Genomic DNA, 19,788 nt, shown 5'->3' with positions numbered 1-19,788 from the left:
GTTTTGGCTGTTGTAATTTAATAGTTAGTAATAATTAAATTAAAATCATCTTGTTTTCGATTATGAACAAGCAATTTTCAAATCTTTTAGTTAAAGCCTTTTTAATTTTGGCTCCCATGGTTATGCTACAAAGTTGTAGCTTTTTCAATAAAACTATGGAAAAAGTGGGGTTGGGGAAAGGAAAAGGCAGCAACGCAAGCGACCCGCTCGATGGAATACGAAATGGTGAAGTAGTAGCCACCGCTCGTAAAGGTTATAAACAGACTGCTCCAAGTGGAATGGTGTTGATTCCGGCAGGTTCTTTTACAATGGGTCAAACTGACGAGGATATCATGTCTTCAAGAATAACCCTGAATAAAAGAGTTACCATTTCTCCATTTTATATGGATGATACCGAAATCTCTAATCATGAGTACAGAATGTTTGTGAATTCTATCATGGCTGATTCAATTTCAGTATTGGGAGAAGAATTTATTATGACAAATCTCTATCCTGATACTACTGTTTGGAAAAAAGATTTCACTTATCACAATGGTGACCAGTTGACCGAAAATTATTACAACAATCCGGCTTTTGATATGTATCCGGTAGTAGGTGTAAGCTGGGATGCTGCAACCTATTTTTGCAAATGGAGAACCAGTCTTTACAACAATTTCCGTGCTGAAAATGAACTTTTTCGCTCACCAAAATTCCGTTTGCCTTCAGAAGCAGAATGGGAATGGGCCGCAAAAGGGGGAAAAGACGGTGCAAAATATCCTTGGGGTAACCCTTACGTAGCCAATGGCAAAGGATGTTATCTGGCTAACTTCAAACCTTATCGTGGTAACTACCAAAAGGATGGATACCAATACACTGCTCCTGTAAATGCCTTCAATGTAAATGATTACGGTCTATACAATATGGCGGGTAACGTGGCAGAATGGACTCAGGATGCTTTCTCAGACAGCTACATGCCAGTCACCTGGGACTTAAATCCTTCTTATGACAAAGATGATGAGCCTCGCAAAGTAGTAAAAGGCGGTTCATGGAAAGACGTAGCGTATTTCCTTGAAACTGGTTCAACCACCTATGAATACCGCACTGCCACCAGATCATATATCGGTTTCAGATGCGTGATGGACAGATTGGGAACAGTTCCGGGAAGAGAATAAAACATAAAATAAACTCAATAATATTAATTTAACTTAAGCAAAATTTAAAATAAAATCATGGCAGCAAGTAACGGACCAAGTGCATTCTGGGACAAATTTATTCCATTCTTTTATAGTATCGGTGCCGCAGTTGTAATCGTAGGTGCAATGGGTAAAATCATGCACTATGACTGGGCAAGTATAGCTCTTCCCATCGGATTGGGTACTGAAGCTTTAATCTTTATCATTTACGCCTTACAATCATATCTTAGACCGGTTTCAGAATATCAGTGGGAGAAAGTATATCCTGAATTGTCTCCCGAATTTAAAGGCGAATTGCCTGCTCGTTCTGCCGCTCCTCAAACCTCTGGATTAGGATTGACAGCTAAAATGGACGATATGTTGGCCAATGCTAAAATCACTCCGGACATTTTTGATGGATTGAAAACCAGTTTTCAAAATCTTTCAAGCTCAATTTCTAATATCACCGAAGTAGCAAATGCAACTATTTCGACAGGAGATTTTAACAACAAAATGAAGGAAGCTTCCGGTAAAATGGGAGATCTAAATACAAGTTTGACCTCAGCTGTAAGCTCAATGATGAATATGTCTGATGCCACAAAAGATGCTCAGGAATACAGAAATCAGTTCCAGAGAATATCTCAGAACATGGGTGCTCTTAATGCAGTTTATGAAATTGAACTACAGGATACTAACCGTCACCTGAAATCAATGAATTCTTTCTATGCCAACCTTTCTTCAGCTATGGAAGATATGTCAGAGGCATCAAAAGATACCCAACAGTTCAAAGCAGAATTGAACAAGCTTACTGGTAACCTGGCATCGCTAAACAATGTATATGGAAGTATGTTGTCGGCTATGAAAGGTAATATGATGTAAGACAACAAAGAATTCCCTTAAAATTTCCTTTTAAAACTCAAACATTACAAATATGGCCGGTGGTAAAGAAAGTCCACGTCAGAAGATGATCAACATGATGTATCTTGTTCTGACTGCGATGCTCGCCCTTCAAGTCAGCAATGCGATTTTACAGAAATTCGTTGTCCTTAACAACTCCTTGCAACAAGCCAATAAAGCCGCAGATGATTCAAACAAGCGGACAATGGCAGCAATGAACGAGGCAATTGATAAAGCAGGTAATAAACCAGAATACAGATCTTTATATCACAAGGGTGAAGAAATAAGAAAAAGAACTTCTGAACTTGTAACTTATATTGAAGGTTTAAAATCAACAATAATTGAACAAGCCGGTGGTGGTGTAGATGCAGAAACAGGTGGTATCAAAAACCTCGCTGAAGAGGAAAAAGTAGCCAATATTTTTGTGAAAAATAAAAAAGGTTATGAGCTGAAAACCAAATTGGAAGAATATGTAAAATATCTAAATTCAGTTAATCCTGCCCTAAAATTGCCTTCTCTAGCTTTAGATGCAAAACATGACCCGGCTATGGCTGAAACGGATGCAATAACCAAAAGCAAGGACTTTGCAGAATTGATGTTTGCTCAGACTCCCGTTCCAGCTGCTTTGGCAGGACTTAGTCAAAAGCAATCAGACATAAGAAGATATGAATCAGAACTTCTGGATTATCTTGCTCAGCAAGTAGGTGCCAAAGAAATCAAGTTTGATAAGATTTTTGCGGTTGTAATTCCTGACTCAAGAACTGTTGTTGCGGGTCAAACTTACAAAGCCGACATTGCCATTGGTGCGTATTCGAGTGCTATTACGCCTAGAATCAGTATCAACGGATCAGGATTGCCGATAAAAGATGGTAAAGGAACTTATGAGGTACGTACTCAAGGAGGAAACTTTGATGCCAATGGTCAGTTAAAACGTAGTTATACTGCTACAGTGTCTTTCCCTAAACCAGACGGTTCTATGGAAACTCAAACCACAACAGAAGAATATACAGTGTTAAAACCTTCTGTTGAGATTATGTCAGGGTCGATGCCTCCTTTGTATTTCAAATGTGCAAACAGACTTCAAACTTCCTCTCCCGGTCTGGGAAGTTTATTTAAGCCAACTTTTGGAGGATCAGGTGCAGAATTTATACCTGCAGGTGGTGGAAAATTGACTATCATGCCTACTTCAGCTAAAGTTTCTTTGGAAGTTAAAAATGATGGATTGGTATTAGGCACATTTCCTTTCAGTGTAAGACGTGTACCTAAACCTACTATTTCGATTAGTGTAAATGGTAACAGAGTGAGTGATGAAGTTGTAAAAAAAGGTTTACCAGTTTCCTCTGCCAGGCAAATCAATGCAGTTGCACTTGCCGATGATGATTTCAAGGTTACTAATCCGGAGGATGCCAATTTTAAAGTAACCAGCTATGATGTTTTCTTAGCGAATGGCACAAGACCCAAAGGAAGTAAAAAAGGACTTTCAGGTGCAGCAAATATTGGTGATATCATGCAAAATGCAGAGGGCGGAGACAGACTATTAATAGTTGTCAATAAAGTTGAAAGAAGAAACTTTAAAGGTGAAATTGAAACTGTGCCGGTTGGAGAATATACGGTATCGATTCCTTTAAGATAGAAATTTAATTTTTTTAAATAAATGAAAAAAATCAAAGTATTATCATTTGTAATTGCGGCTTTTGCTGCTCAGGTGGTATCAGCTCAGGAAAAGTCAGACAATGGCATCAACCCACTGTCGCTTCGTCCAATCCACGAGTCCAATGTAATGTACAAAGTTTCCCTTTGGAGAAGACTGGATTTGAACGAAAAGCAAAACCAACCACTTTTTGCCAAAGGCGGCGAAATCACCAAACACTTGATTGACGGTGTAAAAGCCGGTGTTTTGGAGCCTTATGACAATGATTCGGTAGCTACCAAAATCACTTTGGAAGAGTTTACCAGAAGGTTGACTAAAAAGTTTGAAGGTGGTGGACTTTCAAAAGAAGAAATCGAAGCCGGTTTTGGTGACGAAGGTGCAACTACTGCCGCCGGAGAAGATGACGGCTGGGGTGGAGGTGGTGAAGCAAAACCTGCTTCAGAAGAAACCTCACAAACCAGTGCTACTTCTGCCGCTTCAACTGAAGGGTATGAACTTTTCCCAAGCGACCTTTATATAGTTGAAATCAAAGAAGATTGGATTTTTGACAAACAAAGATCTCGTCAATATTTTGATATTCAAACGATTACTATCAAAATCCCAAGTGAATTATCAGCTGATGGTTTGGAAAAAGAACTGGCATCTTTCAAATACAAAGAATTGGAATCTTATTTCAGATTAAATCCAAATTGTATCTGGTACAATGCTCAAAACACTGCCAAGCACATCAATCTGGCTGATGCTCTTGAACTAAGACTGTTTCATGGTAGAATTATCAAAAAATCAAATGCAGCCAACAAATTCCTTGATGAAGTTTATAAAACTCCTAAGGCAGCATTGGAAAAATCACAGCAATTGGAATATGAATTGATGGAATTTGAAAACAACCTTTGGGAGTTTTAAATCCTAAAAAATATAAGAAAAAAGGTCAGGTTTTACATCCTGACCTTTTTTATTGCCAATCAATTCTGTTTTAATGCTTTCTAAGCCTTATTTTTGTATAAAAAAAACTCCGAGAATGAAATACGATGTTGTGATAGGACTTGAAGTTCACTGCCAGTTAAATACCGCCAGCAAGATATTTGCTGCAGATCCCAATGTATTTGGAAGTGAGCCCAATACCAACATCAGCGTGATTACCCTGGCACACCCGGGTGTATTGCCTAAATTAAATGAAAAAGCAGTTTCTTCTGCCATAAAACTCGGTCTGGCTTTTGATTGTAAAATAAATCAGTTTAATTATTTCGACCGAAAAAACTATTTCTACCCTGATCTTCCCAAAGGATATCAGGTTTCGCAGGACAAAGAACCGATTTGTATCGGAGGTAAGGTGAAATTCCTGATCAAAAAAGGTAAGGTATTTGAAAAACATTCGGTGGATTTACATCATATCCACATGGAAGAAGATGCCGGGAAGTCGGTACATGATTCAGATGACACTTATACATTGCTTGATTATAATCGTGCGGGCACTCCCCTACTCGAAATCGTTTCGGAACCTTGCATGACAAGTCCGGAAGAAGCCGGTGGCTATCTTACAGAAATCAGGAAAATGGTGCGTTTTCTGGGAATAAGCGACGGTAACATGGAAGAAGGCTCACTTAGAGCTGACTTAAACGTATCATTGAAGCCGAAAGGAAGTGAAAAATTAGGCACTAAAGTCGAAATCAAGAACATGAATTCTATAAGATTTCTTCAAAAAGCCGCCGAATATGAAATAGAACGGCAATCGGAGATATTGAATGCCGGTGGAACCATTTTACAGGAAACCCGAAGTTTTGACCCCGAAAAAGGTAAAACTTTTGGCATGAGAGTAAAAGAAACTATGAATGACTATCGTTATTTCCCTGAACCGGATTTAGCTCCAGTGATTATTTCAGATGAAGAACTCAATGAAGCAAAAACCAGAATGCCGGAATTGCCACTTTTTCTTTTTGAAAAATATACCGCGGTTTATGGCTTAATGGAGGAACACGCCTACTTACTTACCGAAGAAAGGGAATTAAGTGAGTATTTTGAAGAAATTATAAAAGTAACCTCAAATAAGAAATCTGCTGCCAATTGGGTACTCAGCAACATAAAAGGTGCATTAAATGATTCAGGAAAAAGTATTTCTGAATTTGAAATAACTCCTGAAAAAATCGGTCAGCTAATAAATGCTATCGATGAGGGTAAAATCAGTAATTCGGCCGCTCAAACGTTAATGAATTTGTTAATTAACAATCCGGAGGGTGATATTATTGAGCTTGCACAGTCTAATAATCTGATTCAGACCGGTGATCAGGATGCCCTGAGTGAATGGATTGACGAAGTGCTGGCACAAAATGCGGATAAAGTAAATGAATATAAAAAAGGCAAAAAAGGTTTAATGGGAATGTTTGTGGGAGAAGTGATGAAAAAATCCAAAGGCTCTGCTGACCCAAGAAAATTAAATCAACTGCTTTTGGAAAAATTAAAGTAAAAAAATATAACTCTGAATATGAGCAAAAAAATATGGTTGGTACTTAGTTTTTTGAGTCTGTTGGCTTGCAAATCCAACGCTTCGGATTCCAAATATCCCGTAAAAATTTCGGGAACGATCACTAATAGTGTTTCCGGAAAGATTTATCTTGAAAGACTTAATGATAGAAATATTGGTACTAAAATAGACTCGGTGGCATTGTCGGGCAATACATTTAAATTTGAAACCAGCATCCCTGAGCCGGGAATTTATCAATTAAACATCGCCAATGAGCAGGTAATTGGTTTAATACTGGATGGTGGCGAAGTATTGAGTATCGTAGCCGACGGCTCCAGCACACCTGATAAAGCCGCTACGGCCAACGTGCAAGGCTCAAAAAACATGACGCTTTTTAATGAAGTGATGGCAGAAATGCAGAAATTTTCAAGTCAAAGAAATAGTCTGGAAAGTCAGTTCCAAAACGCAAAAGCTGAGGCAGATAGAAATAAAATCAGAACACAATATCAGACTGCCGAGGTGGAAATGAAGAAAGTCATTTATCCTAAAATACAGGAACTGGGCACATCGATGGCCGGAATAATAGCTGCCAACAATTTTCTGAATCCTGAGACAGATTTCGAATATCTTTCTCAATTAAAAACCCGATTGGAACAGGAAGGTAAAAATCATTTTTTTGCAAAAATGTTTATTCAAACCATCAATCAAAAAAGTGCCGGCACAATTGGTAGCATTGCTCCTGATTTTGAACTGGCAACTTTAGATGGAAAAAAAGTAAAACTTTCATCTCTAAAAGGCAAAACGGTGATTCTTGACTTTTGGGCTACCTGGTGCGGGCCTTGTATCATGTCTTTTCCGGGTATGAAAAAAGCAGTTGAAAAATACAAAGACCGTGACGATGTGGTTTTCCTTTTTGTAAATACATTTGAAAGAGTCGCTGAAGATCAATGGAAAGACCATGTAAATAAATTCATAACCAACCGCGGGTTTTCGTTTATGAATCCGGTATTGGATATTGGTAATCAAACTTCTATGATTTATGGTGTGGAAGGTATTCCTGCGAAATTCTGCATCGATAAGGAAGGAAAAATTAAGCATAAAGGTTCCGGTTATCTCGGCAGCACAGAAGCTGTTTATAATGAGATGGTCGAATGGATCGAAAAATAAACCAACAGAACCCGGTGAGTAGCCGGGTTTTTTATTGATAAAAACACTAATTTTGTATAAAAAAAATAACTGAAATGAAAATAGCCATCGTAGGCTGCGGAAATATGGGAATGGCCTTTGCCAGGTCGTTTATACAGTATGATTTGGTAAAAAAAGACCATTTGCTTTTGATAGAAAAAAGCACTGAAAGGTGCGAAAGCCTCAAAAAAAGTAAAGAGGGAATTGTGGTGGATACCATCAATGAATCAGTAGGGGATTCTGATCTCGTTATTCTTTCAGTCAAACCCCAGGATTTTAGCTCTGTCGCTTCTGAATTAAAGAATTTTCTTAAACCTGAGCAGGTGGTATTGTCAATTATGGCAGGTATCACTATGTCCAGAATCAGGGAAGAGCTCAATCATAAACTCGTAGTAAGAGCAATGCCCAACACCCCTGCCATGCTTGGTCAGGGAATTACCGGATTCTGTGCTGCTGAAGGTATCGGATTTTCGAAACTTTTAAAGATTGAAAACCTAATCAACGCCACAGGCCGGTCAGTATATATCGAAGACGAAAACATGCTTGATGCCGTAACGGCCGTAAGTGGCAGTGGGCCGGCGTATTTTTATTATGTCGTAAAACACATGGTCGAGGCCGCCATGAAACTGGGCTTTGATGAAGGTATGGCCCGCCTCCTTGTAAAACAAACCATGCTGGGCTCCTATCACCTGATAAACAATGCCGAACAAAGCCTCGATGACCTGATCAAGGCAGTAGCCTCAAAAGGTGGCACAACCGAAGCCGCACTAAAAACCTTTGGGGAATTTAACGTAGGAGAAGGAATCGAAACCGGAATTATTAACGCTGAAAAAAGAGCTAAAGAACTTTCTAAATGAGAACAATTTTAAATTTTTGTATTTTATTTTCCATTCATTTTTTGGGAAATGCCCAAACCAAATTGGTCTCCGGAAATGAAGATTTAATAAAGTTTTCAGAGATCAAACCCAATGTCTTTGTGCATGAAACCTATCTCAACACCCAAACCTGGGGAAAAGTGGGTTGCAACGGTTTGGTTTATATAAATGGCAAAGAAGCCGTAATTTTTGATACGCCAACAGACAGTATCTCGACAGAAGAGCTTTTCAAATCACTGGACAAGGCCGGCATTAAAGTTAAAGCTGTAGTAGTCAATCATTTTCATAATGATTGTTTGGGTGGATTGAAGGAATTTCATAAGAGAAATATTCCAAGTTACGCATCCAATAAAACCCTGGAATTGGCAAAAAAAGACAATGTTGAAATCCCTAAAAACGGTTTTGACAAAGAAGCAAAAATCAAAATTGGTAAGAAGACCGTCATAAACTATCATCCTGGAGGAGCACACACCCACGACAATATTGTAAGTTATATCCCATCGGAAAAGGTGATGTTTGGGGGTTGCATGGTCAAGGAGATGGAGGCCGGAAAGGGCTTCTTAGGTGATGCCGATGTAAAAGCCTGGCCCCAGACCATCGAAAAAGTGAAGGCTAAGTTTCCAAATGTAGAATATGTGATTCCGGGACATGGCCAATATGGAGGAAAAGAGCTGTTTGAATATACGATAAAGCTATTTTCAGAGAAATAAATCAAAGGGCTGTTAGTTTTTCCTGAATCTTGATCAACTCGGACTTAATCTCTTTCTGAATCAAAAGTATCTGATCGTCCGTATAATTTACCGGAGCATCGTGCTTATGTTCGTGCCCTTGGTGATGATTTTCGTGCTCAAAACCTGGCACTTCCACCATATTTTTTTCCAGCTCTTCAATCTGCATTTTGAAAAATTGCAATCTCTCCTTCTTATTCTTTGGACCAATTGTTACAGTAAGGCTATCCAGCATATTCTCCGTTTCGGTCAATAAGGTAATTACTTCTAAATGTATCTGATGGGCTTCCTCAAGTTTGGTATTAGATTTTTTACATGCCATCATTAAAACAAAAAGGACAATAAACCTGTAAGTTTTCATTTAAAATATTATTATTGCAACTGTGTTGCAAATGTAGAAATTTAAAAATATGAAAAGCAAAGTTTTCCTTTTTTTTCTCCTGGTAAATTCTTTTTTAATAATAGCCCAGGATATTCCGGTTCAAAAAATAAATTGGGGCACACTGAGAGATGTAAAATTTACAAGAAAATTTAACCAGGAATATCAATTAGATTTCTTCTACCCCACTTTTGGCAGCAATCTATTGAAGCTTCAGGGCAAAATCGTTGAAATCAAAGGATATGTTATCCCTGTTAATCAAAATGTTTTTGTACTCTCAGCAAAACCCATGGCATCTTGTTTCTTCTGTGGCGGCTCGGGTCCCGAATCAATAGTGCAACTTAATTTTTCGAAAAAAAACCGGTTTAACACAGATCAAGTGATTACGGTAAAAGGAAAGCTTAGGTTAAATGCCGACAATGTCGATGATTTGAATTATATCCTTGATGATGCAAGTTTAGTTCAGATTCATTGAATCAAGAAAATGGGCTTATAAAAAATATTTATGCAACATTGTTGCATTTAACAAAGCAAGGTTATTATATTTGCAACATTGTTGCATTAAATAATTATTCATTTCAATGAAAAAAAGCTTATTCAGTTATTTACTACTTTTATCGGCATCTTTAATAATATTCTCATGTGAAAAACATGACCATGATACCGAACCCGATGAGCCAGGTAAGGAATATAAACATTTGAGATTGTTGGTTTCTGATGAGAAAACCAATGAAATCAGTCTTATTTCGCCACTTGACGGGAAAGTGACTTCTTTTCAGTCCAAAAACCCAAAAACTACGCTGTACGTTACAGAGTCAGGACGTTACGCTACAATAGTGAGCACTGCCAATAATCTTGCCGAGACCTTTGACTCCGGCCTGGAAAATCACGGTGACCATGTGGATGTAAAAGGAACCCCAAAATTTGGTTTAATGGTTTGCGAATCTTCAAAACCTACCCATTTTAAAGGCAAAGGTAATGAGATGCTGTTTTTTAATGACGGCGATGGTACCCTTTCGAGAGGAATGGAATCAGATATTCACACAGTTTTTAAAATGAGCCCCATCAATGCAGGATTGTTGACTCACCACGGAGCTATGGCACAGTATTCCAATGGCAACTATGCTGTTACATTTAAAGATAACTCTGTGTCAGGGTCATTACCAGAAAGAGTCGTGATAATAGACAAAACTGGAAAAACCTTGTTCCAGTCAACCATCGCCACAAAAGGTATCCATGGAAATGCGACCGACGGGCAAAATGCAATCTTTGGATCTTCCAGCGGCATTTTAGTTGTAGAAGCTTCAGGTAATCAGCGACTTATTCCTCATCCAAATGATTTTGGTACTGCCTGGTTTGGAACAATCCTGGAAACAGCCATTGAAAATAAATTCATTGGCTTCACTGCGGCAAAAGGTGCTTATCTTATTGATATTAAAGCCAATACGGTGAGCCCTCTCCTTGAAAACACAGATATTATGCAATGCAAAACGAGTTATGACTTCACAAAACTTGGATTGCTTCTTCATTCTGGTGATGTAAAAATCATTGATCTGAAAACCGGAAATACTGTTCTCAGTCAAAAACTTTTGAGTGTAACCGATAAGGCATCGACCCAGAAACCTCAAATGGAATTTAGCAATAAGTTTCTGTATATCACCTCTCCTATTACCGGTGAGATTCACCAAATTATGATTTCTGACCCAACAAAAATCACCAAAATAAAGGTGAGCTCAACTCCCTATAGATTGGTTTTATTGGGTCACGAAAGTAATGCGGATCATTGACAGTTTTGATGAATACAGTTTTAAGATGAATAGAGACCGCCACAGACTATGCACTTATTAGGTGCATAGTTCTTTTTATTAACTTAATCAATTCAAAATAATGAAAAATAAAAATTTTTCTGAATCATTTAAAGGTTTCAAATCTGATATTCTTGGCATCAGCAGTGCTTCTCTATGCGTAGTCCATTGTTTATTTACACCGGTTTTGATGGCTATACTTTCTAGTTTTTCATGGTGGCATGAGCTTTCTCTGTTTTTTTTGGTAATTAGTTTTTACTCTGCTTATGAAACAACTAGACACAATGAGTTTAACAAATTTCAAACAATAATATGGCTAAGCTTCATATTATTAACCACTTGTATAATTTTCGAAGAAGATTATAATATTTTACATGAAGTTAGTTATCTGGCCAGTTTTGGTTTGATAATGGGTCATATTCTTAACATTCGACATTGCCAAAAATGTAAATCAAATTAAGTGAATTTATTATGAAAAAAATTTGGATCAATATTCTAATCAAATCATTTGTAATAGGAATAACCATTTTTTGGATAATTATTCTATCCAATTTTAACACCTACGCCCAACACCACCAAAATGCATCCAATGAAATGATGCACAAAACATCCACAAGAGATTTAATTAGAAATTTTGAATCGCCGGAAAGAGATGCTTATCAAAAGCCGGAACTGGTTCTGAATCATTTGGGTAAACTGAAAGGAAAAACCATCATGGACATCGGTGCAGGAAGTGGATATTTTTCTATAAAAATGGCCCAAAAAGGAGCAAAAGTGATAGCTGCAGATGTCAATGACGAGTTTTTGGATTTTATCAATGAAAGAATTAATAAAGACCAAGTCGAAAACGTGGTTACGAGAAAAATTCCATTTGACAAACCCCTACTTACTGATAATGAATCAGATATGGTTTTGGTTGTAAATACCTATCACCACATCGAGCACCGCTCAGAATATTTTTCAAAAGTAAAAAAAGGAACTAAAAAGAGTGGTGAGCTGGTAATTATCGATTTTTTTAAATCCGAAGTACCTGTGGGTCCACCTGTTGAACATAAAATATCGATTGACCAAGTGGTAGCCGAGTTAAAAAAAGCCGGTTACACAAAGTTTTCTGTAAATGTAGATTTACTGCCTTATCAATACATTATTAAAGCAAAATGAAAAAACTCCCCGTAACCGTGCTCTCAGGCTTCCTTGGAGCTGGCAAAACAACCCTGCTCAACCACGTTCTTCACAACAAAGAAGGCCTAAAAGTGGCCGTGATAGTTAATGATATGAGCGAAGTGAACATAGATGCTGCCCTGGTCGAAAAAGAAAATACGCTTTCGAGGACTGAGGAAAAATTGGTAGAAATGAGCAATGGCTGTATCTGTTGCACACTCCGTGAAGATCTGGTGATTGAGGTAGAAAAACTGGCAAAAGAAAAACGTTTTGATTATCTCCTTATCGAATCGACTGGAATTTCAGAACCTGTACCTGTGGCTCAGACCTTCAGTTTTGTGGACGAAGAAAATGGCATTGACCTTTCAAAATATGCCCAAATTGACTGCATGGTGACCGTAGTGGATGCCTATAATTTTGGAAAAGACTTTGGATCAGCCGATAATATTTGGCAACGAAATCTCAATGATGACCCGAATGATACCCGAACCATCGTAAATCTGTTAACAGACCAAATCGAGTTCGCAGACATCATTATTTTGAACAAAACAGATTTGGTGAGTGAATATCAATTGGGCGAACTTAAGGCCATAATAAAGTCCCTAAATCCAGTGGCTAAAATTATAGAATCGAGCTTCGGGAAAGTACCAACCAACCAAATTCTGAATACTGGATTGTTTGATTATGAAAAAGCCGAAAGCTCTGCCGGTTGGATTCAGGAGCTTGAAAACCGAAACAAAGGCATAACGCATACACCCGAAATGGAGGAATACGGTATAAGTAGTTTTGTTTTCAGAGCGAAAAGGCCTTTCCACCCGGAAAGATTCTGGAATTATATTGGAGAAGAATGGCATGCTGGTATCATACGCTCAAAAGGATTATTCTGGATGGCATCACGTCCTGACGATGCCCTAAACTGGAGTCAGGCAGGAGGTTCTTTACGAGCCGAGAGTGCCGGAGTTTGGTGGGCGAGCATGACTTTTAGAGAAAGATCACAATACGCTTCATTTCTCAACAATCAACAGCAAATAGAAAGCCGATGGGACAAACGCTTTGGCGATAGACAAAATGAGTTGGTCATCATTGGTCAAGACCTCAATGAAGACCTGATTTGTCTGGAACTCGAAAAATGCCTTTGTACTGAAGAAGAAATTTTAAAAATGGAAAGCGGAGGAAAATTTATTGACCCATTTCCAAAAATATAAACAATTAACCAAAGCAAATAAGATGTATTTCAAAAAACTACTCACGTTCTTACTTTTAATTTCAACTGTCTCTTTCGCCCAAAATACCATAAAAGGGATCATAAAAGAAAATGGAAAAATACCTGTTATTGGAGCAACAGTTAAACTAAGTACCAACTCAGAAACCAAAAATACCTTAAGTGATATCAATGGAAATTTTGAGTTTACAAACCTTTTAGACCAAAATTACAAGCTGACTATCAGCTCAATAGGCTTTGACGCTTTTTCACAGGAAGTTAAGGCCAATCAAACGCTTGAAATTAGTCTGAAACCATCGGAAACCTTGCTCCAAGACGTAGAAGTACTGGGTAGAGCCAGAAAAGATTACAACTCCGATTATAGTTTTTCGGCTACAAAAATTGCCATCAAAAACAAGGAATTACCGCAGGCACTTAGCACAGTTACCAAAGAATTGATTGCCGACCGTGGGGCGTTTCAGTTGTCTGATGCCGTAAAAATAGCCTCGGGGGTTTCGCCTTCGAGCTTTTATAACCAATTCAATATCAGAGGAATAAGCCAAAACGAGGAAGGCCAAATTATCAACGGAATGCGTACCCGCCAGTTTTACTTTTTGCAACCTCTTACTACCAATGTGGAGCGTGTTGAGGTGCTGAAAGGACCAGCTTCGGTTACTTTTAGCAGTGTTGACCCAGGCGGAAGTATCAATATGGTAACCAAAAAACCTTTGGCCGAAACTCGTAGAGAAGTAAGTCTGAGTGCAGGAAGTTTCAGTACAGTTCGTGGGGCTTTGGATTTTACTGGCCCATTGAATGAATCAAAAACCTTGCTTTATCGCATCAACGGAGCTTATCAAGAGGCACAATCTTACCGTGATTTGGTGAAAAATAATTCGGTTTTGATTTCGCCATCAATCACCTATTTGCCGAACGATAAAACTGCCATCAATACTGAATTGATTTACTCAAATATGGTGGGCAACCTCGACCGTGGCCAACCAATTTTTGGGGCTGTGGCAGGTAAAACAAATTTGAATAGTACGCCTATCAGCTTGAATTTAGGAGCAGCTAACGATTTTTTCAAATCGAAAGGATTGATTCTTACGGCGAATCTTTCGCATAAATTCAGCGAGAAAATCAGTTTTAATGCCTCATATATGAAACAAACGTGGTCAGAAGATTTGCAGGAACACCGCACCACTAACGCCTTTGCGAGAGACATTACTGGAGTTGAAGTAACAAGTTTGGTAGGAATGCAAATGGTACAACGTAAGCAATTGTGGAATACGGATAACCTGAACGCTTACTTCAATTTTAACTTTAATGCAGGCAAAACTTCGCATAAACTTTTGGTAGGCTATGACTTACAAAGCTGGAATAAACTCAAAGGTGGCGGACAGAATGCTGCTCGTGGATTTTTGTTGAAAGATGGCTCGGTGGCAGGAAGTTTTGTAGTAGCCAATGCAGCTAATTATCAGACTGTTTCGATTGGTGGAAAAACTTTACCAAGACCTAATACCAATTATTTTGACTTGAGTAATCCAGTGTATACGGTTAGAAATATTAATGATTATACACTCAACAGTCGAATTGCAGTGCAATCGGCATTGACTACAACTGACGCTATTTACATTCAAGAGCAGCTTAAAATCGGTAAATTCTCTGCTTTGTTGAGTTTAAGAAACGAATGGTTTGAAGATATAACTAACTACAACGCTCCCAACGAGGCTTCATTCAAAAACACGGCTTTGATTCCGAGAATTGGCTTGACTTACGAAGTAACTAAAAACATCAATGTTTACGGTACTTATTTAGAAGGCTATCAGCCACAATCAAACACCGTAACACTTTTGCCAAGTACTGGGGCATATTTTTGGACACCAACTTCGGCTGCAACTTTCAAGCCACTCTACAGCGATTTGAAAGAATTGGGGATGAAAGCCGATTTATTGGATAAACGCTTTACGCTCAACATGGCATTTTATGAAATCAACCAAAAAAATATCTTGATGAGTGCCAATGACCCTACCAAGCCTGACTTATTGGTACAACGTGGAGCAGACCTCAGCCGTGGTTTCGAGACCGATTTGGCGGGATATATCTTACCAAATTGGCAAATCAATGCCTCGTATAGCTTTATAGATGCAAAAATCATGGCCGATGCCAACGAAACTTTAGTAGGTCAACGCAAGGAAAATGTGGCGAAACACAGCGGAAATATCTGGACTCGCTACAATTTTGGAGCAAATTCTAAACTAAAAGATTTGGGAATTGGAGCAGGAATGAATGCCCAAGGCAGTAGAATTCCGTGGTTCAGTAGAGCATTTGAAGTGCCCGCCTATACCACTTTTGATGCGGCTATTTATTACACACCAAGCAAAAGCAACGTACAAATGGCTCTCAACATGAACAATATTTTCGATAAAACTTACTTGATTGGAGCTCAAAATTATACCCGTTTGTTTCCAGGAGCACCGAGAAACTTCATGCTGACGGCGACTTATAAATTTTAACAAATATAGTTGCCACGAATTCACTAATTGAAAATACATAATTAGTGAATTCGTGGCTTAAACAAAATATGGAAAATTACGAAGTAATAATCATCGGGGGCAGCTTCGCTGGCTTATCGGCTGCCATGAGCTTGGGACGTTCGATGAGAAAGGTCTTAGTCATTGACAATCAGCAACCTTGCAATAAACAGACACCACATTCACACAACTTTTTGACCCAAGATGGGAAGCCTCCGCTTGAAATTTTGGCGGAAGCTCGCAGACAACTGGAGGCATACCCAACCGTGGAGTTTATAAATGATACAGCTATAAGTGCCAGCAAATCAGAGGATTTATTTGAAATAAAACTCAAAGAAAATGGCGAGGTAAAAGCTCTAAAACTGGTTCTGGCTTGGGGCTTGAAAGACGATACTTCAAAAATAGAAGGATTAGCAGCATGTTGGGGAATTTCGGTTATTCATTGCCCATATTGCCACGGATATGAGGTAAAAAATCAGCCAACGGCAATCATAGCCAATGGAAATGAGGCTTTTGAGTATCTAAAAATGATAAGTCATTGGACAAAAAATCTCACGCTTTTGACAAATGGTAGCTCAACCTTAACAGAAGAGCAATCTCAAAAAATCAAATCGAAAGGTATCCAAATTATTGAAAATCAAATAACAAAAATCAATCATCTGGCAGGAAACGTTGCTTCTATTAGCTTAAACGATGCGGAAGATTTCCCTATTTCTGTGATTTATCATCGGGCTCCATTTATACAAAAATCAGACATCGCAACTCAACTGGGCTGTGAATTTGACGAGATGGGCCTAATAAAAGTCAATGATTTTCAACAAACAAACGTAAAAGGTGTTTTTGCCGCTGGCGATAATGCTACGCCACTTCGCCAAGTGGCCAATGCCGTGGCCAAAGGTTCACTGGCAGGAGTTATGGCAAATAGAGAACTAATTGAAGATGAGTTTTAAATAGAAATACATGAAGTCAGAAACACTAATTGCAAAACATTTCTGGAATACCACTTTCAAAAACAAGTCGGTATTTCTCTTACTATTTTTTATCGGTTTGTTGTTGATTTATGCCATGGTTACAGGTTTTATCAATTACAAATCGCAAAATGAAATGCGTGCCAAATACCAGGCCGAAGCCCGTAAAGACTGGCTCAGCAACCCCGATAAAGACCCACATCGCATGGCACATTATGGCAATTTTGCATTTAGGCCAAAGTCTGCATTGAGTGTTTTTGACTTTGGGATGGAGAGTTTTCTGTGTAGTACCATTTTTTTGGAGGCCCATGTGCAAAACACGACCAATTTTTCAGAAGCTGAGTTTTCAACTGGCCTATTGCGATTTGGCGAAATAAGCGTTGCCATGATTTTGCAAATATTACTGCCCTTACTCATTTTCTTTTTGGGATTCAACGCCATAGCCACCGAGCGAGAAAACGGCACACTGATAATAATACTAAGTCAAGGTGTAAGCTGGCAAAAACTGTTGATTGGCAAATGTTTAGGTATTATTTCTGTGGTAATGACCATCTATTTACCTGTAATCTTACTCACGGTTTTTCTTTGGCTTTTTCTTCAAAAAATACAAATAGGCCTCGATGAAACCTACCGATTATTGGCAATGCTTTTAGCCTATTTTATTTATTTAGCCATTTTTTGTGTGATTGCAGTACTCGTTTCAGCAGTGAGCAAATCCTCAAAAATAGCCCTTACTTCTTTGATAGGGATTTGGCTTTTACTCACCATTTTATTGCCTCGGGTTTCACAAGCTTTGGGGGCTTATTTGTATGAAATACCCTCAAAAGCAGCATTTCAAAGTGAAATAGAAAGCGATGTGATAAAAACAGGCGATAGCCATAACCCCAACGACCCGCATTACAAGTCGCTGAAAGACTCTGTATTAGCCGCTTATAAAGTAGACTCCGTGCAAAAACTACCCTTCAATTACGGCGGTTTTGTAATGAAAGAAGGAGAAAAAATATCGGCCAATATTTACAATGTACACTTGGCAGCTTTACGAAAAATCTACGAAAAGCAAAACAGCTTTACCCGTTTTATGGCCTTTATTGACCCCTTTTTGGCTATTAAAAACCTATCAATGGCCTTGGCTGGAACCGACTACAACTCCTATACGGGCTTTCAAGACCAAGCCGAACAATACCGCTACCATATTTCGCAAGAAATGAACGAATTACAAATAAAACACATGGTAAAAACCAAAGAAAACAATGGCCAAGCCCCCAAAACATTGAGCAGAAAACATTGGGAAGAAATGCATGATTTCGAATATATATCGCCCAAAATTGTTACGGTTTTTAGTCAAGAAATTTTGTCAATTCTATCCCTAATTTTTTGGTCAATACTGCTTTGGTATTCTATTCATCAAATTTCTAAAACCCTTAAAGCGATATGATATCTTTAGCCATAAAAAATATACTGAGGGCAAGCGGTGTGCAAATAGGCCTAGCCTTAATTCTGGTATTAGGCGTAGTTAGTCTTTTTGTAGGAAAACAATTTGCCGATAAAAACATAAAAGACTTTACCGAAACAGCAGATTTCCAAAAAGTTTCGCTTCAAAGAAATGCCGATAATCACAAAGAAGAGATTGGCTACATGTTGTATTATGCCAAGTTCTCAATTGTAAATGAAGCCCTGCCTATCACCAGCTTGGCCATTGGCCAGCGTGACGTAAATGCAACTATAAAAAGTTTGACAATCAGAGGATTAGAAGCCCAAAAATATGATTCAGAATTGAACAATCCTTTTAATTTATTGATAGGAAATATCGATTTCAGTTTTGTGCTAATTTATCTTTTTCCGCTATTGATTATTGCTTTTACCTACAATATTATTTCTGAAGAAAAAGAAAGCGGAACTTGGAATATAGTGATGGTGCAGAGCAGTGATCCATTTTTATGGATTGTAAAACTGTTTATAATTCGAGTGCTCTTAATAATTGGTGTATTGCTGTTGCTTTTAATTTTAGCGGTATTATTCTTGAATATCCCACTAAATCAAACATTTTTTGCCTTTGTAAGCATAGCTCTATTGTACATTATCTTCTGGTTTGGCCTTTGCTTTTGGGTGGCTTCTTTACAAAAAAGTTCTAATTTCAATGCCCTTGTGTTATTAACAAGCTGGATAGCCCTTTTGATAGTAATACCCGCTGCCCTAAATAATTATTTGACCAATAAATACCCTGTTCCTGAGGCCCTTGACACCACCGTAAAGCAGCGAAAAGGCTACCACGAAAAGTGGGACATGAATAAGCAAACTACCTTAAATAGTTTTTACAAACATTACCCGCAGTTTAAAAAATATACTTTGCCATCGGAAGACTTTAACTGGCTCATTTACTACGCCATGCAACAATTAGGCGATGATGAAGTGGCAGTACAGTCGAGTAATTTGCATGAAAAATTGCAAAAAAGAGAAGCCGAAAGCTTGAAAATAGCCCAGTTTTTCCCTTCGCTCCATGCACAAATACAGCTGAATGAATTGGCAAATTCAGGCCTTGGCAATCAACTGAAATTCATGGATGAAACAGCCAGTTTTCACGAAAAATTAAGGCTTTATTTTTACCCAAAAATATTTGAAAACGGGGCATCTACAGACGAAAACTGGGTGGAATTTAAACCTCAAATTTATCAAGAAAAATCATATATCAATTGGTTGAAAATGCTTTTACCATTATTGATAATCAGCACTTTGTGTGTGTTTTGGGGGAAATTGAAATTTAGTAAAGACATGATGGCACGCTGATGAAACGGATTCTG

18 protein-coding genes are annotated in these 19,788 nt (G+C 38.2%); 17 read left to right on the top strand and 1 reads right to left on the bottom strand.

Going from position 1 to position 19,788, the window contains the following annotated elements; genetic code table 11:
- The first annotated feature begins 62 nt into the window (after positions 1 to 62).
- The 8 genes from IPP61_11620 to bla all read left to right on the top strand — a co-directional run bounded on the left by IPP61_11620 (position 63) and on the right by bla (position 8,927).
- Positions 63 to 1,151, top strand: a complete 1,089-nt coding sequence (locus tag IPP61_11620) for an SUMF1/EgtB/PvdO family nonheme iron enzyme (GenBank protein ID MBL0325812.1) — start codon at positions 63 to 65, stop codon at positions 1,149 to 1,151.
- A 57-nt stretch (positions 1,152 to 1,208) separates the two neighbouring features.
- On the top strand, positions 1,209 to 2,030 hold the full coding sequence (gene gldL, locus IPP61_11615; protein MBL0325811.1) for a gliding motility protein GldL: 822 nt from the start codon (positions 1,209 to 1,211) through the stop codon (positions 2,028 to 2,030).
- A 52-nt stretch (positions 2,031 to 2,082) separates the two neighbouring features.
- The gene (gene gldM / locus IPP61_11610; GenBank protein ID MBL0325810.1) at positions 2,083 to 3,681 is read left to right on the top strand and encodes a gliding motility protein GldM; all 1,599 of its coding nucleotides are present in this window, start codon (positions 2,083 to 2,085) and stop codon (positions 3,679 to 3,681) included.
- A gap of 21 nt (positions 3,682 to 3,702) precedes the next feature.
- Positions 3,703 to 4,602, top strand: a complete 900-nt coding sequence (gene gldN / locus IPP61_11605; protein MBL0325809.1) for a gliding motility protein GldN — start codon at positions 3,703 to 3,705, stop codon at positions 4,600 to 4,602.
- Between the two features lie 115 nt (positions 4,603 to 4,717).
- Positions 4,718 to 6,160, top strand: a complete 1,443-nt coding sequence (gatB, locus tag IPP61_11600) for an Asp-tRNA(Asn)/Glu-tRNA(Gln) amidotransferase subunit GatB (protein MBL0325808.1) — start codon at positions 4,718 to 4,720, stop codon at positions 6,158 to 6,160.
- A gap of 18 nt (positions 6,161 to 6,178) precedes the next feature.
- Positions 6,179 to 7,324, top strand: a complete 1,146-nt coding sequence (locus tag IPP61_11595; GenBank protein ID MBL0325807.1) for an AhpC/TSA family protein — start codon at positions 6,179 to 6,181, stop codon at positions 7,322 to 7,324.
- Between the two features lie 74 nt (positions 7,325 to 7,398).
- Positions 7,399 to 8,199 carry a pyrroline-5-carboxylate reductase gene (locus IPP61_11590; GenBank protein ID MBL0325806.1) on the top strand — a complete coding sequence of 267 codons (801 nt, stop codon included), beginning with the start codon at positions 7,399 to 7,401 and terminating at the stop codon, positions 8,197 to 8,199.
- Entirely contained in the window at positions 8,196 to 8,927 is a 732-nt protein-coding gene (gene bla / locus IPP61_11585; GenBank protein MBL0325805.1) for a subclass B1 metallo-beta-lactamase, read from the top strand. The genes IPP61_11590 and bla overlap by 4 nt, the downstream gene beginning before the upstream one ends.
- A gap of 1 nt (position 8,928) precedes the next feature.
- On the opposite strand, the gene IPP61_11580 is transcribed toward bla, so the two are convergent.
- Entirely contained in the window at positions 8,929 to 9,306 is a 378-nt protein-coding gene (locus tag IPP61_11580) for a hypothetical protein (protein MBL0325804.1), read from the bottom strand.
- 49 nt (positions 9,307 to 9,355) lie between these two features.
- On the opposite strand from IPP61_11580, the gene IPP61_11575 reads away from it, so the two are divergent.
- From IPP61_11575 to IPP61_11535, 9 genes are all read left to right on the top strand, one after another.
- Positions 9,356 to 9,799 (top strand): DUF3299 domain-containing protein, encoded by a 444-nt coding sequence (locus tag IPP61_11575; GenBank protein MBL0325803.1) that lies wholly within the window; start codon positions 9,356 to 9,358, stop codon positions 9,797 to 9,799.
- A 106-nt stretch (positions 9,800 to 9,905) separates the two neighbouring features.
- Positions 9,906 to 11,111, top strand: a complete 1,206-nt coding sequence (locus IPP61_11570) for a hypothetical protein (GenBank protein ID MBL0325802.1) — start codon at positions 9,906 to 9,908, stop codon at positions 11,109 to 11,111.
- A 100-nt stretch (positions 11,112 to 11,211) separates the two neighbouring features.
- Entirely contained in the window at positions 11,212 to 11,589 is a 378-nt protein-coding gene (locus IPP61_11565; protein ID MBL0325801.1) for a MerC domain-containing protein, read from the top strand.
- Between the two features lie 11 nt (positions 11,590 to 11,600).
- Positions 11,601 to 12,290 (top strand): class I SAM-dependent methyltransferase, encoded by a 690-nt coding sequence (locus IPP61_11560; protein ID MBL0325800.1) that lies wholly within the window; start codon positions 11,601 to 11,603, stop codon positions 12,288 to 12,290.
- Positions 12,287 to 13,495 (top strand): GTP-binding protein, encoded by a 1,209-nt coding sequence (locus IPP61_11555; GenBank protein MBL0325799.1) that lies wholly within the window; start codon positions 12,287 to 12,289, stop codon positions 13,493 to 13,495. The genes IPP61_11560 and IPP61_11555 overlap by 4 nt, the downstream gene beginning before the upstream one ends.
- Before the next feature lie 22 nt (positions 13,496 to 13,517).
- Entirely contained in the window at positions 13,518 to 16,004 is a 2,487-nt protein-coding gene (locus IPP61_11550; protein MBL0325798.1) for a TonB-dependent receptor, read from the top strand.
- A gap of 68 nt (positions 16,005 to 16,072) precedes the next feature.
- Entirely contained in the window at positions 16,073 to 16,972 is a 900-nt protein-coding gene (locus IPP61_11545; GenBank protein MBL0325797.1) for an NAD(P)/FAD-dependent oxidoreductase, read from the top strand.
- 10 nt (positions 16,973 to 16,982) lie between these two features.
- A complete protein-coding gene (locus IPP61_11540; protein ID MBL0325796.1) occupies positions 16,983 to 18,425 on the top strand; it encodes a DUF3526 domain-containing protein in 1,443 nt (480 codons plus the stop codon).
- Positions 18,422 to 19,774: a DUF3526 domain-containing protein gene (locus tag IPP61_11535; protein MBL0325795.1), complete on the top strand. Its 1,353-nt coding sequence runs from the start codon at positions 18,422 to 18,424 to the stop codon at positions 19,772 to 19,774. The genes IPP61_11540 and IPP61_11535 overlap by 4 nt, the downstream gene beginning before the upstream one ends.
- Positions 19,775 to 19,788: the final 14 nt, after the last annotated feature.

The sequence above is a fragment of the Cytophagaceae bacterium genome (genome assembly GCA_016722655.1).
Taxonomy (GTDB): domain Bacteria; phylum Bacteroidota; class Bacteroidia; order Cytophagales; family Spirosomataceae; genus Leadbetterella.
The sequence above is the reverse complement of the archived record's forward strand: the minus strand, read 5'-3'. Positions and strand labels throughout refer to the sequence as shown.